Genomic DNA, 24,132 nt, shown 5'->3' with positions numbered 1-24,132 from the left:
AGGTGTGTTTAATAGGTAAAAAAAAGAAACTGAGCCAACTATCACTTTTGATAGTTGGCTCAGTTTCTTCTTATTTTTTATTTTTCTTCATTTTTTGGTAATTTGTTGTCTAAATCCGTCCGTACAACGAGAACATCGCAGCTAGCGTTACGGATAACTGATTCAGAGACAGAGCCAATAAATAAACGCTCAACGGCATTTAATCCAGTTGCTCCTAACATAATTAAATCAATGTTGTATTCTTTTGGTAATTCTTTGGCAATAATGTTCTTAGGAGAACCATAGGCTAGAACGCTAGAGACTTTTGTTTGTCCCATATCCACCGCTTGTTGTTGGTAGGTGTCTAAGGTTTCTTTTGCCATTGACATTGCTTCTTCTGCTAGCGCACCATCAAAAGAGGACACTGATTGGAAAGAGCGCGTATCAACAACATGTGCTAATAGTAATTCAGCATCGTTTCGTTTAGCGACGTTGACCGCTTTTTTAAAGGCTAAGTCTGCTTCGTCAGAACCATCGATTGCTATCATAATTTTTTGATATTGTTGTAACATAATAACCGCTCCTTTCAGCGTAAAAAAAATCATTAATTGTTTCTATAATAATTGTAAAACAAACAAAGAAAAAAAGAAACTGAAACCGCTTCTTTTTTTCTGAATATTGGCATTTTTTTGTAAAAAAAACTTCGTTCAAAAAAATCTTTTTGAACGAAGTTTTAAATTCATCGTCTTTTATGACATTTTTTTTGCAAAAGTTAAACTAAACAACGTTGAAAGTAATAAAACAAAAAAGATAAAACCAATTGACAATAACGGGCGATTAAAAATAGCCGCTAGAACACCTAGAATGGCGATAATCAAGTAATAACGCCCAAAACGTTCGATAAACTGTTGACTTTCTGTTGCAGTTTCTTTTTTTAAGAGTGGTAAAAAAGCTGCACTTTTCTTCATCAAATAATAACTGGCTACGCCTGTGACAACGGCGAGTAATAGTACGAGTATACGAATCATCTTGTCCTCCAAAAAAAAACAACTTGCCAGAGCAAATTGTTTAGAAATCTTCATAAAAATGGTAAAATCCGTCGATGCCGGTAATCGTCCTAGAGTATTGAACCCGCAAGATAAGCAGGTGGGTTCCTCGATCGCAGTATTGAACTACCAAAAGAAAAGGCATGTTACCAACTTTGATACAAGCAGGATCCCTAGATATCAATAAAAATGTTCGGTCAACACAGTGAAAGGACAACGCGTACATCACAGATTTACCATCTTTATAATAGCATACTCTCTCAAAATCGGCAACGAGATTGTTTCTTTTTTTGAAAGCGTATTATTTTGTTATTTTTTCTGTTTCCATTCTTGGATACGCTTGAGTTGCTGATGTAAGGCTTGTTCATATTTACCAATATCGATCGGTTCGTAATAACGTGCCTCTTTTAATTTGTCAGGTAAGTATTGCTGATTGACCCAACCGTTTTCAAAATTATGTGGGTATTGATAACCAATGCCACGGTTTAATTCTTTGGCTCCAGCATAGTGGGCATCACGTAAATGATCAGGAACATCTCCCACAGAGCCTTGTCGAATATCTGCCAAAGCAGCATCAATCGCTGTGACTGCAGAATTTGATTTTGGCGATAAACATAAATCAATGACGACACTAGCTAGAGGAATCCTAGCTTCTGGAAACCCTAGCTTTTCGGCGGCTTGAACAGCGGTGACCGTCCGAGCGGCGGCCGCAGGATTCCCAAGACCGATATCCTCGTAAGCAATGACCATTAAACGACGACAAATAATCGGTAAATCACCTGCTTCAACTAAGCGACCCAAATAATGAAGTGCAGCATCTACATCGCTTCCTCGAATCGACTTTTGGAAAGCGGAAATCACGTCATAATGGGCATCGCCATCTTTATCATGCGTTAAGGCTTTTCGTTGCACGCACTCTTCAATAATCGGTAAGGTGATCTTAATTTCGCCTTGTTCATTTTTGGGTGTTGATTTAACAGCTAATTCTAGTCCATTTAGCGCACTACGTAAGTCACCGTTCGTTGCGCGTGTCAAATGTTGTAATGCTTTTTCTTCTAAGTGGACAGGATAATCGCCTAAGCCACGTGTGCTATCGGTTAAGGCTTCTTGAATCGCTTGCTGAATGTCTGTTTCCGTTAAGGGCTTTACTTCAAAGATTTGCGTACGACTACGAATCGCAGGATTAATTGTGATATATGGATTTTCGGTAGTGGCTCCAATCATAATAATTCGTCCGTTTTCTAAATGAGGGAGCAAAAAATCTTGTTTTGTTTTATCTAATCGGTGAATTTCATCAAGCAGTAAAATCACTGTGCCACTCATTTTGGCTTCTTCAGCAACGATTTGTAAATCTTTTTTTGTGTCTGTGGCCGCGTTCAACATGCGAAAGGCATAATTTGTTGAACCAGCGATTGCGCTGGCAATACTGGTTTTTCCAGTGCCAGGCGGCCCATAAAGAATCATCGATGAAAGCATTTTGGCTTCGACCATCCGACGAATAATTTTACCAGGGCCGACTAAATGTTGTTGACCAACTACTTCGTCTAAGTGACGAGGTCGCATTCGATAGGCTAAAGGTTGTTGCATAGAAGGACCTCCTTTTTCATAATCATCTTATTATAACATAAAGAACGTACATTCGCTTTTTGGTGGTTTTTTGGGTTTTAGATGGATATAGCGGAAGGTTTCGTGTATGATAGGGAGTGGTGAAAGAAATGAAAGAAACGATAAATATCTTTAACACAAAAACAACTGAAGAAGTGGCACAATACTTGTTAGGGATGTATTTAGAGCACGAAACAGCAACAGGCGTTTTAGGTGGGTACATTGTGGATGCAGAAGCTTATTTAGGTCCTGATGATGAGGCGGCCCATAGCTTTGGCTTGAGAAAAACGCCACGCTTACAAGCCATGTATGACAAACCAGGTACGATTTATTTATATACTATGCACACGCATTTAATTTTAAATATGGTGACACAAGAACAAGGCAAACCACAAGGGGTGATGATCCGCGCGATTGAACCTGTTGAAGGTGTCGACAAAATGATTGAAAATCGCCAAGGACGTCAAGGCGTGGAATTGACCAATGGACCAGGTAAATTAGTTGCAGCCTTAGGAATTGATAAGCAATTATATGGGCAGTCGATTTTTTCTAGTTCGTTACGGCTCGTGCCAGAAAAACGAAAATTTCCGAAAAAAATTGAGGCACTACCACGAATTGGGATTCCCAATAAAGGTCGTTGGACAGAGTTGCCTTTAAGATACGTCGTGGCTGGCAATCCATATATTTCTAAACAAAAAAGAACAGCAGTAGACCAAATAGATTTTGGCTGGAAGGATGAAGAAAATGAAAAAAGCAACAATGCTCACATACTTAGAGGAACAACTTGAAAAACACTTAGGAGATTACGAAGTAGGCCTTGATTGGGATCGCAAAAACCATACCATCGAAGTCATTGTTCGTTTATATGCAGAAAACAATGAGCAAGTGGCGATTGATGATGTTGATGGTACGCTTTCAGAAGAAGAATTCATTGAATTTGAAGATGGTTTGTTATTTTACAATCCGCAAAAGTCTGTCGTTGATGACGAAGAGTATTTAGTCACAATTCCTTATGAAGGGAAAAAAGGGCTACGCAAAGCAGTTTTAGACGGATTCATTCACTATTTAAAAGTGGTTTTAGATGAAGGGCAAAGTGATTTGTTAGACTTTTTATCAGATGAAACAGCGGAAGTTTTTGAATTGCATTGGGAGCCAGCAGATTTTGAAGCGATGATTAAAAAAGTGGCAGAAACAGAAAAAGAACAATGGATTGCGTATCCAAGTTATTAATTTAGAGGTGAGAACATGAAGTGGACAGAAGTAAAAGTCGAAACGGCTAGCGAAGCAGTTGAAGCAATTTCAAACATTATGATGGAAGCTGGCGCAAGTGGCGTGGCCATTGAAGATGCGTTGGACATTGAAAATTTTGAAAGTGATCTGTATGGGGAAATTTTAGATAAAGAGCAATTCACCCACATTAAAGAAGGGGCGATTGTGATGGCTTATTTTCCTGAAACAACCTTCTTACCAGAAATTTTACCATTTATGAAAGAAAATATTTTACGCTTGCCTGAGTACGGCTTATCCATTGGTAAAAACGAAATGACAATTAGTGAAGTAGCAGAAAGCGACTGGGCAACTGCTTGGAAAAAATATTATCATCCTGTCCGTGTCACACGATTCTTAACGATTGTGCCAAGTTGGGAAGCCTATCACGCACAAGATGAAGCAGAAAAAATTATCACATTGGATCCGGGCATGGCTTTCGGTACAGGCACGCATCCAACGACTCGTTTAACCTTGCAAGCTTTAGAAACTGTTTTACGTGGTGGCGAAACAGTTCTAGATGTAGGAACGGGTTCTGGTGTTTTGAGTATTGCAAGTCGCTATTTAGGGGCTAAAGACGTCTACGCATATGATTTAGATGAAGTAGCAGTTGCAGCGGCAAAAGAAAATATGGATTTAAATCCCATTGCGGCCGATGTTCATGTGTCAGCCAATGATTTACTAAAAGGGATTGACCATTCTGCTGATGTAATCGTCGCAAATATTTTGGCAGATATTATTGTGTTAATGATTGAAGATGCTTGGCGTTTGCTAAAACAAGACGGTACCTTCATTATTTCTGGAATTATTGAAGATAAAAAAGCAATGGTTTTAGAAGCACTAACGAAAGTCGGTTTTGTGGTGGACCAACTCTTTAATCAAGGCGATTGGTATGCGATTATCTTGAAGAAACCAGAGGAAGAGTAAAATGCAACGGTATTTCATGAAAGAAGATTATCAAGAAAAAGATTTGTATAAAGTCGCAGATGAAAACTATCATCATATTGTGCGAGTTATGCGAATGACGCCGAATGATCGTTGTTATTTAGTATTTCAAAATAAAACTGCCATTTTAGCTGAGATTGTGGAAATTGATTCAACATCTGTTTACTTTAAAGAAATTAGTAAAGAAGAAATGGACAAAGAATTGCCAATTGAAGTGACGATTGCGTGTGGGTTACCAAAAGGGGACAAGTTAGAATGGATTGTTCAAAAAGGCACGGAGCTAGGTGGCAATCAGTTTATCGGCTTTCCTGCGAAAACTTCCGTTGTCAAATGGGACCACAAAAAAAGAGCAGCCAAAGAAAAAAGATTACAAAAAATTGCCACAGAAGCGGCGGAGCAATCGCATCGACAGCAGACACCAAGTGTTTCTTTGGTGGAAAAAACACAAGAAATCATTGCGCAATTTGACTCATATGACACAGTCTTGGTTGCGTATGAAGAATCAGCAAAACAAGGAGAAAAAAGTCAATTAGCACAAGTATTATCCACTTGCCAGCCAGGCGCACGTTTGTGTGTGCTCTTTGGACCTGAAGGTGGCTTTGCACCGCAAGAAATTGAACAATTTCTGCAGGCTGGGGCGAAACTTTGCGGGTTGGGTCCGAGAATTTTACGAGCAGAAACAGCACCGTTGTATCTTTTAAGTGTGGTTAGCTACCAAATGGAACTTTTAAATTAAACGAAAGCCCGCCTGTAAAATTCTTGTAGGCATTCTCTTTAAATAAACAGAGAGTAAAAAAGCGACAGTGATTGAAATTTAAGGGAAATTTAGTATAATAGAGTTGTTGAAAGTGCTACTGTTTCAAGTGGTACTTTTCTTTTTTATTAAAATAGATAAAACGTGAACGAAGTGTTCTTTATCCAAAGGTCACCTTCATAGAGGAGTGAATACCATGCCAAAAGAAGAAATACTGACAGGCCCAGCGGTCATCAAAATTGTAAGTACCTATATGGGACCAGAACATGTTGAGTTGGTTCAAAAAGCATTAACTTATGCTGAAAAAGCACACGAAGGTCAAGTCCGACAATCAGGTGAACCTTACATCATCCATCCGATTCAAGTGGCAGGCATTCTGGCTGAATTACATATGGATCCCCATACTGTAGCAACAGGATTTTTACATGATGTTGTCGAAGATACGGACGTAACACTGGACGATTTAAAAGAAGAATTTGGCGAAGACATCGCAATGTTAGTCGATGGCGTGACGAAACTAGGAAAAATTAAATATAAATCTCATGAAGAACAATTAGCTGAAAATCATCGGAAAATGTTATTGGCAATGGCGCAAGATTTACGGGTTATTATGGTGAAACTAGCCGATCGTTTGCACAATATGCGCACATTAAAACATTTACGTGAAGATAAGCAACGACGGATTGCACAAGAAACTTTAGAAATTTATGCGCCTTTAGCACATCGCTTAGGGATTAGTCGAATTAAATGGGAATTAGAAGATACGGCCCTACGTTATATTAACCCCAACCAATACTATCGAATTGTTAATTTGATGCAAAGCAAACGCGATGAACGTGAAGCTTATGTGGCAGAAGCAGTCGAAGATATTCGTTTAGCTACGGAAGATTTAGAAATTTACGCAGAAATATATGGTCGACCAAAACATATTTATTCAATCTATCGTAAAATGAAGGACCAAAAGAAACAGTTTAATGAAATCTATGACTTATTAGCGATTCGTGTTATTGTCGATTCCATTAAAGATTGCTATGCCGTGTTAGGGGCGATTCATACACGTTGGACACCAATGCCAGGTCGCTTTAAAGATTATATTGCTATGCCAAAAGCGAATATGTATCAATCTATTCATACGACAGTTATTGGGCCAAAAGGGAATCCAGTAGAGGTCCAAATTCGGACCCATGAGATGCACCAAATCGCCGAATTTGGGGTGGCGGCTCACTGGGCCTATAAAGAAGGCAAAGCGGAAAAAATTGAAACAGATGAACTGACGAAGCAAGTCGATTGGTTCCATGAAATTATTGAATTACAAGATGAAAGCTATGATGCTTCTGAATTTATGCAAGGTGTGAAAGAAGACATTTTTAGCGACAAAGTCTATGTCTTTACGCCAAGTGGAGATGTAACCGAACTGCCAAAAGGCTCCGGACCACTAGATTTTGCTTACAGTATCCATACTGAAATTGGGAATAAAACAACCGGTGCGAAAGTCAACGGCAAAATGGTACAGTTAGACTATGTCCTAAAAAATGGGGATATTATTGAAGTCCTAACATCACCGAATTCTTTCGGACCTAGCCGCGACTGGCTGAAAATGGTTAAAACAAGTAAAGCCAAAAATAAAATCAAACGTTTCTTTAAAGAACAAGACCGTGAAGATAACATTATTAAAGGGCATGATGCTGTCATTAAATACATGACAGAAATCGGCTTTACACCAAAAGAATTTTTAACGAAGAATAAAATGGCGGAAGTGCTAGATAAATTTAAATTTCAAACGGAAGATGATTTATTTGCGGCAGTAGGTTATGGCGAAGTAAGTGCGCAAGTAGTGTGCAATCGTTTAACAGAAAAAGAACGCCGCGAACAAGAATTGGAACGCCAACGTCAAGAAGCAGAAGAGTTGCTAAATCAGCCAGCTAAAAAAGAATCAGAAAAAATGAAAGTTCGTCATGAAGGCGGCATCGTGATTCAAGGGGTGGACAACCTATTGATTCGTTTAAGCCGCTGTTGTAATCCAGTGCCTGGTGATGAAATCGTTGGTTACATTACCAAAGGACGTGGTGTTTCAATTCATCGTGCGGACTGTCCTAACGTACAACATCAAGAAGAATTAGCACAACGTCTAATCGAAGTTGAGTGGGAAGATACCGAGCACAGTCGCAAAGAATACGCTGCCGATTTGGAGATTTACGGCTATGATCGTAGTGGCTTACTAAGTGATGTTTTACAAGTCATTAGTTCGATGACAAAAAATTTAGTCGGCGTTGAAGCTCGTCCATCCAAAGATAAGATGGCCCAGATTCATGTCACTGTGAAAATTCAAAACCTTTCTCATTTAAAAACCATCGTTGACAAAATTAAAAGTGTACCAGATGTTTATAGTGTTCGTCGAACCAATGGGTAAGTGTTAAAAGTGAGGCAAAAAAGATGAAAGTAGTTATTCAAAGAGTTAGTCAAGCACAAGTTGCGATAGAAGAGCAGATAGTGGGACAAATCAAACAAGGCTTCATGGTGCTAGTGGGCATCCATCAAGAAGACACGCCAGAAGATGTGGCTTATGTTGTTGGCAAAATCAGTAAATTACGTGTTTTTGAAGATGACGAAGGAAAAATGAATCGCAGCATTCAAGAGATTGAAGGATCAATTCTAAGTATCTCTCAATTTACCCTCTATGCAAAAACTAAAAAAGGCAATCGTCCCAGTTTTATTGAAGCGGCTCGTCCAGATGTGGCGATTCCTTTGTATGAATTATTTAATCAACAATTAGAAGCAGAAGGAATAGCGGTAGCCACAGGAGAATTTGGCGCGGATATGCAAGTGTCGTTGACCAATGATGGTCCAGTGACCATTGTGATTGATACACGAGAAAAATAATTGATTTTCCTGTCGGAACCCCTTGACTTTCTAAGAGAACTTTAGTAGTTTATAGATAATATTAAAAATCTACGAAGGAACGAGTAAGTTTCATCTGTCTGCGAAGAGAGAGTTGCCGTGGCTGAGAGCAACTTCAACAGTGAAAGTGAAAGACATTCTGGAGATGGACGGAAGAAAAGCCGTCCCGTTACGAGCGTTAATCGTTGAGGAAAGAGTAAAATCTTTCAAAACTAGGTGGTACCGTGTAAAAGAGACTTTTACGCCCTTGTATGTTCAACATACAAGGGCTTTTTTCATTTTTAGAAAAAAGAAAATGGCGCACACATTTTTGTGGAATGATAGAAGGAGAGAAAGACAATGAGTTATCAAAAACCAAAAGGAACAAACGATATTTTGCCAGGAACTTCTGAAAAATGGCAATTTGTGGAAGAAACAGCTCGTTTGATTTTTAAAGATTATCAATACCAAGAAATCAGAACCCCGATTTTTGAACATTATGAAGTGATATCTCGCAGTGTTGGCGATACTACAGATATTGTTTCAAAAGAAATGTATGATTTTTATGATAAAGGAGATCGTCACGTGACCCTACGTCCTGAGGGGACAGCACCAATTGTTCGGGCCTTCGTTGAAAATAAATTATATGGTCCGGAATATACGAAACCATATAAAACCTATTACATGGGGCCGATGTTCCGCTATGAACGCCCACAAGCTGGTCGTTTGCGTCAATTCCATCAAATTGGTGTGGAAGCATTTGGTAGTGAAAACCCAGCATTGGATGTTGAAATCATGGCTATGGCTTTGGACTTCTTCAAACAATTAGGCATCCAACAAATCAAATTAGTTATTAATTCCTTGGGGGATAAAGAAACACGTGCTACGTACCGTCAAGCATTAATCGATTATTTAGAGCCCCATATGGCAGAATTAAGCGAGGATTCACAACGTCGCTTACACGAAAATCCATTGCGGGTGTTAGACAGCAAAGATAAAAAAGATAAGGTGATTGTCGCAGAAGCGCCCTCCATTTTAGATTATTTAAATAAACCATCTAAAGCACATTTTGAAGCAGTAACTGATATGTTAGATTTACTAGAAATTCCTTATGAAATTGATAGTAATATGGTTCGCGGCCTGGATTATTACACACACACAATTTTTGAAATTATGAGTGAAGCGCCTAAAATGGGTGCGCAATCAACTATTTGTGCAGGAGGCCGATACAATGGTTTAGTTGAAGAATTAGGCGGCCCAGACACACCAGGTTTTGGTTTTGGTATGGGCATTGAGCGAGTGTTGTTAACAATGGAAGCTGAAGAAGTTGTGATTCCAGCGTTATCTGAATTAGACGCATATGTGGTTGGGATTGGTTCAGAAACCAACGTCGCAGCTTTGCAACTTGTTCAAAGCATTCGTAACTTTGGTTTCTCAGCTGATCGTGATTACATGAATCGCAAACCAAAAGCGCAATTTAAAACGGCCGATAAATTACAAGCAAAATTAGTTTTAACAATCGGTGAAAATGAATTGAATGAAGGCATTGTCAACGTAAAATCAATGGCAACACGCGAAGAAAAAGCCTTCCCGTTAAGTGCTATTCATGATTCATTTGATGAAGTGTATGACGAAATGATGACAAAAATGATTGAAGAATAAAAAGGAGAGATTGAGAAATGGCAAAACGCACAACCTATTGCGGCAATGTATCTGCCGAATTTATTGAAAAAGAAGTTGTATTAAAAGGATGGGTTCAAAAACGTCGTGACTTAGGAGGCGTTATCTTTATTGATTTACGTGACCGTGAAGGAATCGTCCAAGTGGTCTTTAACCCAGAAAAGTCAAAAGAAGCATGGGAAATTGCTGATAAATGTCGTAGTGAATACGTCATCGAAGTTAAAGGTCAAGTCGTTTATCGTGATAAAGAAGCGATTAATCCCAAAATGAAAACTGGCGAGTTTGAAGTGATGGCGACTGACATTACGATTTTAAATACTGCGAAAACAACGCCATTTACCATTGAAGATGACAATAACGTTAATGACGAATTGCGCATGAAATATCGTTATTTAGATTTACGTCGTCCATCAATGACAAACAACATTAAATTACGTCACCAAGTAACGAAAACAATCCGTCACTATTTAGATAATCATGACTTTTTAGATATTGAAACTCCTTATTTAGGCAAATCAACACCAGAAGGCGCTCGCGATTATTTGGTTCCTTCTCGTGTCCATGCCGGTCATTTTTATGCTTTACCACAATCACCACAACTCTTTAAACAATTATTAATGGGAGCAGGCTTCGATCGCTATTACCAAATCGTTCGTTGTTTCCGTGATGAAGATTTACGAGGCGACCGTCAACCAGAATTTACACAAATCGATATCGAAACGACCTTTTTAACACCAGAAGAAATTCAAACATATACAGAAAATATGTTGGCTGAAGTGATGAAAGAGACAAAAGGAATTGAGATTTCTGTTCCGTTTCCACGAATGAGCTATGACGAAGCAATGGCACGCTATGGTAGCGATAAACCCGACACTCGTTTTGCTATGGAATTAATTGATGTTGCAGATGTAGTGAAAGACGTAGACTTCAAAGTTTTCCAAGCAGCGTTGGAAAATGGCGGACATGTGAAGGCTTTAAATGCAAAAGGCGCCGCAGATAAGTATTCTCGTAAAGATATGGATAACTTAGGTAAGTATGTGAGTCAATTTGGCGCAAAAGGCTTAGCTTGGTTAAAAGTTGAAGAAGATGGCTTAAAAGGACCAATTGCTAAATTCTTAACAGAAGTTAGTGATGAATTAATTGCTGCTACCAATGCAGAAGTCGGTGATATTTTAATGTTTGGTGCCGATAAACCTGAAATCGTAGCCGCTGCTTTAGGTGCGGTACGTACACGTTTAGGTAAAGAATTAGGTTTAATTGATGAATCGAAATTCAATTTCTTATGGATTGTGGATTGGCCGTTGTTTGAATATGATGAAGAAGCTGGCCGCTATGTTTCTGCTCATCATCCATTTACACAACCAAAAGCAGAGGATGTGGCCCGCTTAGCAACAGACCCAGCCTCTGTGTATGCTGAAGCTTACGATGTTGTCTTAAACGGCTACGAATTAGGCGGTGGCTCATTACGGATCCATACACGAGAATTACAAGAAAAAATGTTTGAAACGTTAGGTTTTACAAAAGAAGAAGCACAAGACCAATTTGGTTTCTTGCTAGACGCATTAGATTACGGCTTCCCGCCACATGGAGGGATTGCTTTAGGGCTAGACCGCTTAGCAATGCTATTGGCTGGGGAAGAAAATATTCGTGAAGTGATTGCCTTCCCTAAAAACGGGAAAGCAATTGACCCAATGAACAACGCACCAAGTTTAGTTTCTCCATTACAATTGTTTGAATTAAACATTGATGTAACAGCCATTGACGAATAAATGTTAAATCTAAAGAAAGAGTGACTTCATTGACGGATGAGGTCACTCTTTCTTTGGGAAGGAAAAGGATAACAAAATAAAAAGTGGCTGAGCTAAAAATCTGCCAATTGGCTGTTTTTTCTTTTTAGAAAACTTTGTATGATAACGGAGTGTATAAAGGAGCGAAACAAATGACAAAAATAATTTTAACAATTGGCGGTTCCGATCCTTTTTCAGGTGGCGGGATTCAAACAGATTTAAAAACGTTTGAAAATCATCAAGTCTTTGGCTTATCAACTTTAACCTGCCTTGCTACAGCCCCCAAGAATCATTTTCAGATTCATGACCTTGAGACTTCTTTGGTGAAAGAGCAACTCGCTTCCATACCTGCCGGGAGTTTAGACGGCATCAAGATTGGCTTGATTCACAGTGAAGAAAGTATGCTACAAATTGCAACCTTTTTGAAAAAGCACGCAGGTCTGCCGGTGGTGTTGGATCCTGTCTTGGCTTTTAAAGAAACGACTTCAGTTTATGAAAAAAGATACATGCAGTTATTGATTGAGAAACTTTTTCCATTCGCAACGATTATAACGCCTAATTTAAAAGAAGCAGAATTACTCATTGGCAGAAAATTAACAACCGTCGAAGAAGTCCAACAAGCGGCGGAAGAGTTAAACTCTTTAGGAGCGGCAACGGTGGTGATTAAAGGTGGTAATCGTTGGCTTGGCCAAGAAGCACGTGACTTTTTTTATGATGGACAACAACATATTCAATTGGTCAAAGAAAAAGTAATGGCCCACACCATTGATGGCGCTGGTTGTTCCTTTGCTTCTGCAATTGGTGCGAATTTAGTTAAAGGATATCCGTTAATTGAAGCAGTTGATTTAGCAAAAACATACGTTCATGAAGCCATTGTTTCTGGGGTCCAGCTAAATGCAGCTTTTGGAAGTGTGTGGCATGAAGGATTACTAGCAGGAGGTGTGGCGGATAATGACAAGAAAAATTAGTCTATATGCAGTAATTACCGCTTTAACAGTGGCTGTGTCAATGGTCTTTATTATCCCCGTCCCAGCAACAAATGGCTTTGTTACATTGGCGGATGCAGGGATTTACATTGCTAGTTTACTTTTTGGTCCGATTGGTGGCTTGACAGTCGGAGCTTTAAGCGGTGGTTTAATTGATTTATTGTCAGGCTATCCACAATGGTTCGTTTTTTCGTTATTGATTCATGGCGGACAAGGTTGGTTAGCAGGGCACTTCTTTAATAAAAATAAAAAGATGCAAACGCTAGGATTACTTTTAGCCAGTCTCCTCATGATTAGCGGGTATGCTTTAGCGACTAGCTGGCTTTACGGCGTGGGTGCGGGGATTGCCTCATTACCAGGGAATATCATTCAATCCTTATTTGGGGTGATTGTAGCATTGCCTCTTAGTCAAACATTAAAACGTGTGTTACCAAAAAATGGTCGTTTAGAAGAAAGAAGGATGAACAAATGACTATCGATGAAAAAATGTTAAAAGAACAGTTAGTGACAATTACAGAAGAAGTCATTACAGCAGGAAATTTACAAAAAGGGGACCTATTTGTTTTAGGTTGTACCACCAGTGAGGTAGTAGGTGGCGTCATTGGTAAAAATTCCAGTGCCGAAGTAGGACAATGGATTGTCTCAACCTTAATTGAACAATTAGATAAAAAAGGCATCTCTTTGGCTGTCCAAGGATGCGAACATATTAATCGTGCTTTAGCGATGGAACGTCGTGTGGCTGAAGAAAAAGGCTTTGAAATTGTCTCGGTAGTACCACAATTACATGCTGGCGGTTCTTGTTCAGTGGCTGCCTTTGAAAAATTTGATGAACCTGTGGAAGTTGAACATATTGTTGCTCAAGCAGGGATTGACATTGGCGATACATCTATCGGTATGCATGTAAAACATGTGCAAGTTCCGCTTCGCTTGAGCATTCGAACGTTAGGTGCGGCCCATGTTACAGCATTATATTCTCGTCCTAAATATATTGGTGGACCAAGAGCCCATTATGAAACAACCCAAGAACGAAATCGTTAAGATTTCGTTCTTTTTTCATTTCTATAAACATTTGATGAATCTTCCGTAATTATTATAGGAATCTCTTTTTTTCTCTCGGTAAACCACGTATAATATGAAAAGAAATGTAATTTATTGAAAACCTGAAACGAGGCTATTATTTATGAAAAAAATTTATGACGGACTGCCAGTTCATGACTATACAACAAAATTTTCTGTGTCGATTGTCTATGCTATTCTTGCATCAATTGCCATGAACTTTTTCTATCAACCAGGAAATATTTATTCCAGTGGCTTAACAGGCTTGGCACAAATTTTAACAACCCTCTCAACAAAAATTGTCGGTTTTAATGTGCCTGTCTCCATTACATTGTATCTGTTAAATGTGCCGTTATTCTTTATTGCGTGGAAAAAAATAGGTAAGAAGTTTACAATTTTTACTTTCATTACCGTGACTTTAACTTCATTATTTATGCATATTGTTCCGCAAACGGTGATGACCCAAGATCCAATTATCTGTGCTATTTTTGGTGGGGCGATTTCTGGATCAGGAATTGGTTTTGTCTTAAAAAACGGGGTTTCTTCTGGGGGCTTAGATATTCTAAGCATTACCATTCGGAAAAAAACGGGGCGTTCCGTTGGCTCGATTTCAATTTATTTTAACGCACTAATTGTCTTCGTTGCAGGTTATTTATTTGGCTGGCAGTACATGTTCTACAGTGCGTTATCAATTTTTGTAAGTGGGAAGGTCACAGATGCCGTTTATACTAAGCAAAAGAAAATGCAAGTTATGATTGTCACCAAAAACCCAGATCGAGTCGTGGATGAGATTCAAAAGAAAATGCGCCGCGGTATTACAATTATTCATGAAGCGGAAGGGGCATATCGCCACGACCGCCAAACTGTTTTGCTAACTATTGTGACACGCTTTGAGTTGCCAAGTTTAGAAGCAGCCATGAAAGAAAGTGATCCGAATGCCTTTGTCAGCATCTCAGATAATGTTAAAATTTTAGGACGTTTTTACGAAGAAGATTACAAATAAAAGGATATGAAGCAACGAGAGAATGGCTGTGTCTATTCTTTCGTTGCTTTTTTTGAAAAATAAGTAAAAAAATGCTTTGTGTGAGGACCTGAAATTCCCATTTAAACAAGAAGTTAATTGAAAGACGTTCGTGAATTCCTTTGCTTTTGGTTTAATTAGATCTGATTATTCGGAAATAAGTCGCTATTGTTTCTCACAAACGAATGCTTTGTTTGGATTTGAAAGAAAACGATGAAAAAAGAATCATTTTTATTGAAAAGACCTAAAAAAACTGGTACACTAAGTGTGTAATTGATAAGTACTTTTAATACTGTTATGAATAAATAGTAGGAAAAACGAACATCAATTCTATTTTTTTAAAGTTCATAGGTCGTTTTCAGTCTTACTTGGACATATTTCGACCCACAAAAGGAGCGCATCATGTTAAAAGAATTTAAAATGATTGAAGCAGTTGCTCCAGATATGCTCGATGTATTACAAGAAAGATTCCAAATTCTTCGCAATATTTATTGGATGCAACCTATTGGACGTAGAAGTTTATCAGAAACGATGGGAATTACAGAGCGAGTCTTGCGTACAGAAACAGATGTTTTGAAGCAGCTCAACCTGATTGAACCTTCAAAAAGCGGAATGACATTAACAGAACGCGGTTTGGAAGTCTATCAAGGCTTAGAATTAGTCATGAATCAATTGCTTGGCATGCACCAAATCGAAAAAGAAATGACACAGTACTTTGGCATTCAACGTTGTATCGTTGTTGCAGGAGATAGTGATATCCAAAAGAAAGTTCTTTCGGACTTTGGAGATGTCTTAACCAATACGCTGAATTTACTCTTACCAAATGGTGAGAATACAATTGCGGTTATGGGTGGGACAACAATGGCCATGGTGGCCGAAAATATGGGATCACTAGAAACTGAAAAACGTCATAATTTGTTTGTTCCAGCCAGAGGAGGGATTGGTGAAGCAGTTTCTGTCCAAGCCAATTCAATTAGTGCTGTAATGGCCAACAAAACGGGTGGTAACTACCGGGCGTTATATGTCCCAGAACAATTGAGTCGTGAAACGTATAATAGTTTATTACAAGAACCCTCGATTCAAGAAGTTCTTACGTTAATTAGTCATGCCAACTGTGTGGTGCACAGTATTGGTCGAGCGTTGCACATGGCGGCACGCCGAAAAATGTCTGATGACGAAATGGTTATGCTCAAACAAAAAAATGCCGTGGCAGAATCGTTTGGTTATTTCTTTGATGAAGAAGGAAAAGTGGTCTATAAAATTCCACGAATTGGCCTTCAATTAAAAAACTTACAAGAAATTCCCTATGTCGTCGCGATTGCGGGCGGCAAAACGAAAGCCAAAGCCATTCGCGCATATATGAAAAATGCACCAAAACAAACGTGGCTCATCACAGATGAAGCTGCTGCAAACGAGATTTTAAAAGGGGTAACCCTTTAAAATAAAAAATTTTTGATTTTCATAAGGAGGAAATCTTTAATGACAGTTAAAGTAGGTATTAATGGATTTGGACGTATCGGACGCTTAGCTTTCCGTCGTATCCAAGATGTAGAAGGAATCGAAGTAGTTGCAATCAACGACTTAACAGATGCTAAAATGTTAGCACACTTGTTAAAATATGACACAACTCAAGGCCGTTTCAACGGTACAGTTGAAGTTCACGAAGGTTCATTCAACGTTAACGGCAAAGAAATCAAAGTTTTAGCTAACCGTAACCCTGAAGAATTACCATGGGGCGAATTAGGCGTAGACATCGTTTTAGAATGTACTGGTTTCTTTACTTCTAAAGAAGCTGCTGAAAAACATTTAACTGCTGGTGCAAAACGTGTAGTTATTTCAGCTCCTGGTGGTAACGATGTACCAACAATCGTTTACAACACAAACCATGAAACATTAACTGGAGAAGAAACTGTAATTTCAGGCGCTTCTTGTACTACAAACTGCTTAGCTCCAATGGCTAAAGCTTTACATGACAACTTTGGTGTTGTTGAAGGTTTAATGACAACTATCCACGCTTACACAGGTGACCAAATGACATTAGACGGACCACATCCTAAAGGCGACTTCCGTCGTGCGCGCGCTGCTGCTGCAAACATCGTACCTAACTCAACTGGTGCTGCTAAAGCAATCGGCTTAGTAATCCCAGAATTGAACGGTAAATTAGATGGCGCTGCTCAACGTGTTCCTGTAGCTACTGGTTCATTAACTGAATTAGTTACTGTATTAGACAAAGAAGTTACTGTTGATGAAGTAAATGCAGTAATGGAAAAAGCTGCTAACGAATCTTATGGTTATAACACAGACGAAATCGTTTCTTCTGATATCGTAGGTATGACTTACGGTTCATTATTCGATGCAACTCAAACAAAAGTTATGACAGTTGGCGACAAACAATTAGTTAAAACTGTTGCTTGGTATGACAACGAAATGTCATACACTGCTCAATTAGTTCGTACTTTAGAATACTTCGCTAACTTATAAGATTCATTCTTATCATTAGTGAAATTTGAACAATTGTGAAATAATAAGCGGGGAAGCAACGCGCTTCTCCGCTTTCTTTTTTTAAAAAAGAAAAATCCTAAAATTGACAATACAGGAGGTCTACTCATGGCTAAAAAGACAATTAAAGATGTAGATTTAAAAGACAAAAAAGTCCTTGTCCGTGTTGACTTTAACGTTCCGTTAAAAGATGGCGTGATCACAAACGATAATCGTATCGTAGCGGCTTTACCAACAATCAAATACGTGATTGAAAATGGCGGAAAAGCAATTCTTTTCTCTCATTTAGGTCGTGTAAAAACAGAAGAAGACAAAGCTGGCAAATCATTAAAACCAGTGGCTGAACGTTTAAGCGAATTACTAGGTCAACCAGTTACTTTTGTTCCAGAAACACGTGGTAAAGAATTAGAAGACGCTGTTAACAATATGAAAGACGGCGACGTTTTAGTATTTGAAAACACTCGTTTTGAAGATGTTGACGGCAAAAAAGAAAGCGGCAATGACGCTGAATTGGGTAAATACTGGGCTTCTTTAGGCGATGTATTTGTCAATGATGCTTTTGGTACTGCACACCGTGCACATGCCTCAAACGTTGGAATTGCTTCAACTGGTATCCCAACAGTTGCTGGTTTCTTAATGGAAAAAGAAATTAAATTCATCGGCGAAGCTGTTGAAAATCCAAAACGTCCATTCGTAGCAATCTTGGGTGGCGCAAAAGTTTCTGACAAAATCGCTGTCATTGAAAACCTAATTGAAAAAGCCGATAAAATTTTAATCGGTGGCGGTATGGCTTACACATTCATGAAAGCACAAGGCTATAGTGTTGGTTTATCTTTACTTGAAGAAGATAAAGTGGACTTAGCAAAAAGCTTAATGGAAAAAGCTGGCGACAAATTAGTTTTACCGGTTGATACAGTTGTCTCTAAAGAGTTCAGCAATGACGCTCCTTTCCACACGGTTCCTTCAACTGAAATCCCAGATGATGAAGAAGGCTTGGATATCGGTGAAAAAACAATTGAATTATTTGCTAACGAATTACAAGGTGCGAAAACAGTTGTTTGGAATGGACCAATGGGCGTATTTGAAATGAGTAACTTTGCCAAAGGAACAATTGGTGTTTGTGAAGCGATTGCTAATTTAGAAGACGCAACAACAATCATCGGCGGCGGGGACTCTGCTGCTGCAGCAATTCAATTAGGCTACGAAAACAAATTCTCTCACATCTCAACAGGTGGCGGAGCAAGTTTAGAATTATTAGAAGGCAAAACTTTACCAGGTTTAGCTTCTATTAACGATAAATAATCAGTTTAAAAGACAATATTTTTAAAAAAAGAAAAGGATGTGCTTTTCATGCGCAAACCAATTATCGCTGGTAACTGGAAAATGAACAAAACTTTAAGCGAAGCACAAAGCTTTGCAGAAGCAGTCAAAAATGCTGTTCCATCAAACGACGTTGTTGACGCTGTGATTGGATCTCCAGCATTATTCTTAGCTCCTTTAGCTTGGAACCTAAAAGATTCTGAAGTGAAATTAGCTGCACAAAACTGCTACTGGGAAAACGCTGGTGCCTTCACTGGTGAAAACTCACCAGCTGCAATTGCAGATTTAGGTGTAAACTATGTGATTATCGGACACTCTGAACGTCGCGAATATTTCCACGAAACAGATGAAGATATCAATAAAAAAGCCAAAGCAATCTTTGCAAATGGTATGACACCAATCTTCTGTTGTGGTGAAACTTTAGAAACGTATGAAGCTGGTAAAACAGCGGAATGGATCGAAGGTCAAATCACTAACGGCTTAGTTGGTTTATCAAACGAACAAGTTGCTTCCATGGTTATCGCTTACGAACCAATCTGGGCAATCGGAACTGGTAAATCTGCAGATGCTAATATTGCAGATGAAATCTGTGGTGTTGTTCGTTCAACAGTTGAAAAATTATACGGCAAAGAAGTTTCTGAAGCTGTTCGTATCCAATACGGTGGTTCTGTTAAACCAGAAAACATCGCTGAATATATGGCAAAAGAAAACGTTGACGGTGCTTTAGTCGGCGGCGCAAGCTTAGAAGCAGACTCATTCCTAGCTTTATTAGATGCTGTAAAATAAGAAATCACTAACGGTAACGTTTTCTCAATGACTTTTGCAAAAAAATGTTTGCATAGTTTGCGAGAATTAACTACAATCATACATGAGGGAATCCCCTTAGTATAAATACAAACTCAAAGGAGAGACAAAACATGTCAATTATTACTGATATTTACGCACGCGAAGTCTTAGACTCACGCGGTAACCCAACAATCGAAGTAGAAGTTTACACTGAAAGCGGAGCTTTCGGCCGTGGAATGGTTCCTTCAGGAGCTTCAACTGGTGAATACGAAGCAGTTGAATTACGTGATGGCGACAAAGCTCGTTACTTAGGTAAAGGTGTTACTAAAGCTGTAGATAACGTAAACAACATCATTGCTGAAGCAATCATCGGTTACGATGTACGCGATCAAATGGCTATCGATAAAGCAATGATCGATTTAGATGGAACTCCTAACAAAGGTAAATTAGGTGCTAACGCTATTCTTGGTGTGTCTATCGCCGTAGCTCGTGCTGCTGCTGATTACCTAGAAGTGCCTTTATATCATTACTTAGGCGGATTCAATACAAAAGTATTACCAACTCCAATGATGAACATCATCAACGGTGGATCACATGCTGACAACAGTATTGACTTCCAAGAATTCATGATCATGCCTGTAGGTGCGCCTACATTCAAAGAAGCTTTACGTATGGGTGCAGAAGTATTCCACGCATTAGCTTCAATCTTAAAAGGTCGCGGCTTAGCTACTTCAGTAGGTGACGAAGGTGGTTTCGCTCCTAACTTAGGTTCAAACGAAGAAGGTTTCGAAGTAATCATCGAAGCTATCGAAAAAGCTGGCTATGTTCCTGGTAAAGACGTTGTTCTTGCTATGGATGCTGCTTCTTCAGAATTCTACGACAAAGAAAAAGGCGTTTACGTTTTAGCTGACTCAGGCGAAGGCGAAAAAACAACTGAAGAAATGATCGCATTCTACGAAGAATTAGTTTCTAAATACCCAATCATTTCAATCGAAGACGGCTTAGACGAAAACGACTGGGACGGATTCAAAAAATTAACTGAAGTATTAGGCGACAAAGTTCAATTAGTTGGTGACGATTTATTCGTAACAAACACAACTAAATTAGCTGAAGGTATCGAAAAAGGTATCGCTAACTCAATCCTAATCAAAGTTAACCAAATCGGTACTTTAACTGAAACATTTGAAGCAATCGAAATGGCTAAAGAAGCTGGCTACACTGCAGTTGTATCTCACCGTTCTGGTGAAACAGAAGATTCAACAATCTCTGATATCGCTGTTGCAACAAACGCTGGCCAAATCAAAACTGGTTCATTAAGCCGTACTGACCGTATTGCTAAATACAACCAATTATTACGTATTGAAGATCAATTAGGCGATGTAGCTGAATACAAAGGCTTAAAATCTTTCTACAACCTAAAAAACAAATAATTCATTTAATGAATAACGCTTAAAGGGACAATTGGTTAATGAACCAATTCTCCTTATACTCGGACGTAAAAACACGCCTTTCTGCAAAGAAAGGCGTGTTTTTTTATATTTATAAAAATATTGAAAAAAATAGATTAAAAATAACTTCAACCGTACATCGCTCTATAATCACTTGTTTAAAAATAACAAAACATTAACAAAACAACATTATATAAAAATTTAATAAAACAAAATAATTGTTATTTTATAATTTTAGTATTGACTGGTTTCAGATAACGCTGTACGCTTAAAGAAATAGTATAGAATTTCACAAAAAAATGAAAACACAAATTTAACTTGGAGGATGTTGAGTAGTGAGCAACGGGAAAAAGATTTTTATTAGTCATAGTTCAAAGGATCAAGAGTATGTGGATGCGTTTATCCAATTATTGAAAAAGTTTGGGTTTCGAACACAGGATATTTTTTATAGTTCCACTATTGAAACAGGTGTACAGCCAGGAGAATTAATTTTTGACACGATTAAAAGGGAGCTAACCAATCAACCTGTCATGCTGTATTTTTTATCTGATCATTATTATCAGAGTATTCCATGTTTAAACGAAATGGGTGCTTCTTGGATGCTATCAGATAAACACTATCCAATTGCGTTAAATAATTTTTCTATGAAAGATATGAAAGGTGTTATTAGTAGTGAGCGTTTGGCGATTGCGTTTAATGATAAGACAAGTACTAATGAAATAAACTGCTTATTAAAAAAGTTATCTCATGACACAGATGTACAAGCTGAGCCAGATTTTGAACTAAACGTTGAGAAAAATATTCAGCCATTCCAAAATAAACTGACACAACTGATTCGGCAAGCAAGTTATTTAAAACCTGATGAAAAGGGATATTTTGAAACGATTCTTAGCACTCATCGTCCTGTGTATGGCACAGCAAAAGGGGTCTATGACTGTTTTAAATTACCTAGCTTAATTGAGCCTAAAAGTTTAGGTTTAGACACGCTATCAGAGGATGAAAGCCATTGGCTATTCTTTTTTCTTACGTGGGGAACTTTTCAAGAAGGCGAAAAAGTGCGGTTTAAATTGAAAAAGGATAAGGCGTATAACAATCGGGAATTCAGTGATATTGGTAAATGTAAAAATATTTACGTCTCTTATTTAGAGAAGGTAGAGTAATTGGAGGAGGTAATAAATGAAAATGAATTGGCGTCAGTTGGTTGGTACATATCGTATTTCTGATAATGGTAAACAATATCAAAATGACTGGTTAAATAAGCAAGTTGATTTAGCCACAGAACTTCGTAAATCTTTTGATAGTGACTATCGTAGAGTAATTAAAAGTGATGCATTTAGACGCTTACAAGATAAAACACAAGTTTTTCCTTTAGAACGTAATGATTTTGTAAGAACACGTTTAACACATAGCTTAGAAGTGGCAATGCATAGCAGGGATATACTTAGATTAGTTATTTCACAGTTGAACGAACGAAACATTGAGGTTATGGAATTATCAGAATGCTATCGGTTGTTAGAAACAGCTGCATTAATCCATGATATCGGCAATCCCCCTTTTGGACATTTTGGGGAAGAAGCCATTCGTATTTGGTTTGAAAAAAATGGTCCTTTGTATGCTTGTTGGTCTGATTTTTCGGAGCAACAACAAAATGATTTTCTTAACTTTGAAGGAAACGCTCAAACCATCCGACTTTTAACAAAACTGCATCATGATAATGGGACTTCTAAAGCAGGAATGAAACTAACCGCCACGACATTAGACACAGTTATCAAATATACGGCATCTTCAGATCAATTAAATAAGCAACAGCTTTTGTCTAAAAAAGTTGGCTATTTTTACTCGGAAAAACAAGTCTTTAAGGCCATTAAATTTGCGACAGGAACACAAAATAAGCGACACCCATTAGTCTTTTTGCTAGAAGCCTCAGATGATATCGCCTATACTTTTTCAGATATCGAAGATGCCTATAATTATGGTTTATACAGCTATCAAGATTTAAAGCAGTTTGTTGATGCGCAAACAGGAACAAAAAAATTTTTAATGTTAGAAAAAGATAAAACAGAAGAAGCTACCTTACAAGAATTTTTGAGAAAGACACAAAGAGCTGTTTGTCAAAGCGTAGCGAAAAATTTTGCTAATCATTATGACTTAATTATGAGAGGTATCTATCATAATGAAATTATCATTGAAGATTGTGATGAAGTGAAATGCTTTCAGGCATTAAAAAACTTTTCTAGAGCCTATGTTTTTCAAACAAAAACAATTTTGGATCAAGAGGTATTGGGCTTCAATATCATCAATCGTTTACTAGATGAATTTGTTCCAGTCGTACTAAAATACGAAAAAGTTTCCATGAATAAGTATGAGGAGCGAATCTTTAATAATATTTCGGAAAGCGCGAAAGCGTTGTATAGAAGAGAAGCAAAGAACGCTACAGAAGCAGAAAAAGACTATTATCGTTTGAAAATGGCGGTGGACTTTGTATGTAATATGACGGATGGATATGCCAAAAAAGTTTATGATACATTATTCACTTAAAATTTGAGAAAAAGCTTCTCAGCGGTTGCCGCCGCTGAAGAAAACTAGTTCATTGCACAGGCTGATCGTTTCAGTAAAAATTTTAAAGATGCTAGTAATTTCACTGAAAATCGGGTACACTAAAATTAGCTAGTGTAACTAGCAAAAAAGGCAACTGGAATAGATAGGTTGTGCTGTCTATGAAGGGCTTTGTTTGTCAGGTGGTGCTGACATGCAAAGTGCCTTTTTTCTTTTTCTCAACATTTTAAGGACAAAAAACGATTGCAACATGTCACAATCGCTAACCTCGGAGAAAAAGGAATTTTTCTCCAATGGCCATTTCGATAACCTGTTGTGTGTTTCGAAACATTCAGAACGGTGGTGCGTTCTTTCAGTGCCTAATTATCCAATTCGTTTCTTGTTCCTCTATTTACAGTATACTGAATGAAAGCCTATTCTGCAATGATAGAATCAGGTTCCTGTGATTAAATAACATAAAAAATGGGCTCCTTATATAAAGAAAAATAACAAAAGAAATTTTGAATATTGACGTTTTTTTT

The 24,132-nt window shown here is 38.1% G+C and carries 24 protein-coding genes and 1 other RNA gene; 21 read left to right on the top strand and 4 right to left on the bottom strand.

All coding sequences use genetic code 11. The features are described 5' to 3' along the window. Window positions 1-77 precede the first annotated feature (77 nt). The 4 genes from IGK54_RS08410 to IGK54_RS08395 form a co-directional block, all read right to left on the bottom strand. Window positions 78-551: a universal stress protein gene (locus IGK54_RS08410; protein ID WP_002357065.1), complete on the bottom strand. Its 474-nt coding sequence runs from the start codon at window positions 549-551 to the stop codon at window positions 78-80. 177 nt (window positions 552-728) lie between these two features. Further along, window positions 729-1,061 (bottom strand): hypothetical protein, encoded by a 333-nt coding sequence (locus tag IGK54_RS08405; protein WP_002357068.1) that lies wholly within the window; start codon window positions 1,059-1,061, stop codon window positions 729-731. 7 nt (window positions 1,062-1,068) lie between these two features. Continuing rightward, window positions 1,069-1,262: non-coding RNA, 6S RNA (gene ssrS, locus IGK54_RS08400), on the bottom strand. 72 nt (window positions 1,263-1,334) lie between these two features. After that, complete coding sequence (locus tag IGK54_RS08395; protein ID WP_002360030.1) at window positions 1,335-2,612, bottom strand: replication-associated recombination protein A; 1,278 nt, start codon at window positions 2,610-2,612, stop codon at window positions 1,335-1,337. 128 nt (window positions 2,613-2,740) lie between these two features. On the opposite strand from IGK54_RS08395, the gene IGK54_RS08390 reads away from it, so the two are divergent. From IGK54_RS08390 to IGK54_RS08290, 21 genes are all read left to right on the top strand, one after another. Next, complete coding sequence (locus IGK54_RS08390; RefSeq protein ID WP_002364174.1) at window positions 2,741-3,418, top strand: DNA-3-methyladenine glycosylase; 678 nt, start codon at window positions 2,741-2,743, stop codon at window positions 3,416-3,418. Beyond that, window positions 3,375-3,860, top strand: a complete 486-nt coding sequence (locus IGK54_RS08385; protein ID WP_002388170.1) for a DUF3013 family protein — start codon at window positions 3,375-3,377, stop codon at window positions 3,858-3,860. The genes IGK54_RS08390 and IGK54_RS08385 overlap by 44 nt, the downstream gene beginning before the upstream one ends. A 15-nt stretch (window positions 3,861-3,875) precedes the next feature. Beyond that, window positions 3,876-4,823 carry a 50S ribosomal protein L11 methyltransferase gene (gene prmA / locus IGK54_RS08380; RefSeq protein ID WP_002357075.1) on the top strand — a complete coding sequence of 316 codons (948 nt, stop codon included), beginning with the start codon at window positions 3,876-3,878 and terminating at the stop codon, window positions 4,821-4,823. 1 nt (window position 4,824) lies between these two features. Beyond that, window positions 4,825-5,577: a 16S rRNA (uracil(1498)-N(3))-methyltransferase gene (locus tag IGK54_RS08375; protein ID WP_002370972.1), complete on the top strand. Its 753-nt coding sequence runs from the start codon at window positions 4,825-4,827 to the stop codon at window positions 5,575-5,577. Window positions 5,578-5,791: 214 nt separating this feature from the next. Continuing rightward, window positions 5,792-8,005, top strand: a complete 2,214-nt coding sequence (locus IGK54_RS08370; RefSeq protein WP_002357079.1) for a RelA/SpoT family protein — start codon at window positions 5,792-5,794, stop codon at window positions 8,003-8,005. A gap of 23 nt (window positions 8,006-8,028) precedes the next feature. Further along, the gene (gene dtd, locus IGK54_RS08365; protein WP_002357080.1) at window positions 8,029-8,475 is read left to right on the top strand and encodes a D-aminoacyl-tRNA deacylase; all 447 of its coding nucleotides are present in this window, start codon (window positions 8,029-8,031) and stop codon (window positions 8,473-8,475) included. Window positions 8,476-8,614: 139 nt separating this feature from the next. Continuing rightward, complete coding sequence (locus IGK54_RS08360; RefSeq protein WP_002383130.1) at window positions 8,615-8,836, top strand: hypothetical protein; 222 nt, start codon at window positions 8,615-8,617, stop codon at window positions 8,834-8,836. Continuing rightward, on the top strand, window positions 8,833-10,134 hold the full coding sequence (gene hisS / locus IGK54_RS08355; protein WP_010825345.1) for a histidine--tRNA ligase: 1,302 nt from the start codon (window positions 8,833-8,835) through the stop codon (window positions 10,132-10,134). The genes IGK54_RS08360 and hisS overlap by 4 nt, the downstream gene beginning before the upstream one ends. Before the next feature lie 17 nt (window positions 10,135-10,151). After that, the gene (gene aspS / locus IGK54_RS08350; RefSeq protein WP_002360034.1) at window positions 10,152-11,921 is read left to right on the top strand and encodes an aspartate--tRNA ligase; all 1,770 of its coding nucleotides are present in this window, start codon (window positions 10,152-10,154) and stop codon (window positions 11,919-11,921) included. A gap of 149 nt (window positions 11,922-12,070) precedes the next feature. Further along, on the top strand, window positions 12,071-12,907 hold the full coding sequence (locus IGK54_RS08345; protein WP_002385835.1) for a bifunctional hydroxymethylpyrimidine kinase/phosphomethylpyrimidine kinase: 837 nt from the start codon (window positions 12,071-12,073) through the stop codon (window positions 12,905-12,907). Beyond that, window positions 12,891-13,397, top strand: coding sequence for an ECF transporter S component (locus IGK54_RS08340; protein WP_002357086.1), 507 nt, complete (start codon window positions 12,891-12,893; stop codon window positions 13,395-13,397). Before IGK54_RS08345 ends, IGK54_RS08340 begins: the two co-directional genes overlap by 17 nt. Next, complete coding sequence (locus IGK54_RS08335) at window positions 13,394-13,963, top strand: TIGR01440 family protein (RefSeq protein ID WP_002365825.1); 570 nt, start codon at window positions 13,394-13,396, stop codon at window positions 13,961-13,963. The genes IGK54_RS08340 and IGK54_RS08335 overlap by 4 nt, the downstream gene beginning before the upstream one ends. A 142-nt stretch (window positions 13,964-14,105) precedes the next feature. Continuing rightward, the gene (locus IGK54_RS08330) at window positions 14,106-14,984 is read left to right on the top strand and encodes a YitT family protein (protein ID WP_002357090.1); all 879 of its coding nucleotides are present in this window, start codon (window positions 14,106-14,108) and stop codon (window positions 14,982-14,984) included. A 420-nt stretch (window positions 14,985-15,404) separates the two neighbouring features. Next, on the top strand, window positions 15,405-16,442 hold the full coding sequence (locus tag IGK54_RS08325; protein WP_002357092.1) for a sugar-binding transcriptional regulator: 1,038 nt from the start codon (window positions 15,405-15,407) through the stop codon (window positions 16,440-16,442). 39 nt (window positions 16,443-16,481) lie between these two features. Then, complete coding sequence (gene gap / locus IGK54_RS08320) at window positions 16,482-17,483, top strand: type I glyceraldehyde-3-phosphate dehydrogenase (protein ID WP_002357093.1); 1,002 nt, start codon at window positions 16,482-16,484, stop codon at window positions 17,481-17,483. Window positions 17,484-17,609: 126 nt separating this feature from the next. Beyond that, window positions 17,610-18,803 carry a phosphoglycerate kinase gene (locus tag IGK54_RS08315; RefSeq protein WP_002357094.1) on the top strand — a complete coding sequence of 398 codons (1,194 nt, stop codon included), beginning with the start codon at window positions 17,610-17,612 and terminating at the stop codon, window positions 18,801-18,803. A 48-nt stretch (window positions 18,804-18,851) separates the two neighbouring features. Continuing rightward, window positions 18,852-19,607 (top strand): triose-phosphate isomerase, encoded by a 756-nt coding sequence (tpiA, locus tag IGK54_RS08310; protein WP_002362045.1) that lies wholly within the window; start codon window positions 18,852-18,854, stop codon window positions 19,605-19,607. A 131-nt stretch (window positions 19,608-19,738) separates the two neighbouring features. Next, window positions 19,739-21,037: a phosphopyruvate hydratase gene (eno, locus tag IGK54_RS08305; RefSeq protein WP_002357098.1), complete on the top strand. Its 1,299-nt coding sequence runs from the start codon at window positions 19,739-19,741 to the stop codon at window positions 21,035-21,037. A gap of 353 nt (window positions 21,038-21,390) precedes the next feature. After that, window positions 21,391-22,215, top strand: coding sequence for a toll/interleukin-1 receptor domain-containing protein (locus IGK54_RS08300; RefSeq protein WP_002357099.1), 825 nt, complete (start codon window positions 21,391-21,393; stop codon window positions 22,213-22,215). 16 nt (window positions 22,216-22,231) lie between these two features. Continuing rightward, window positions 22,232-23,593 carry a deoxyguanosinetriphosphate triphosphohydrolase gene (locus IGK54_RS08295; protein ID WP_142956978.1) on the top strand — a complete coding sequence of 454 codons (1,362 nt, stop codon included), beginning with the start codon at window positions 22,232-22,234 and terminating at the stop codon, window positions 23,591-23,593. 211 nt (window positions 23,594-23,804) lie between these two features. Further along, the gene (locus tag IGK54_RS08290; RefSeq protein WP_002357102.1) at window positions 23,805-24,020 is read left to right on the top strand and encodes a hypothetical protein; all 216 of its coding nucleotides are present in this window, start codon (window positions 23,805-23,807) and stop codon (window positions 24,018-24,020) included. Window positions 24,021-24,132 lie beyond the last annotated feature (112 nt).

This window comes from Enterococcus sp. DIV2384 (assembly GCF_050534975.1).
Taxonomy (GTDB): domain Bacteria; phylum Bacillota; class Bacilli; order Lactobacillales; family Enterococcaceae; genus Enterococcus; species Enterococcus faecalis.
The sequence above is the reverse complement of the archived record's forward strand: the minus strand, read 5'-3'. Positions and strand labels throughout refer to the sequence as shown.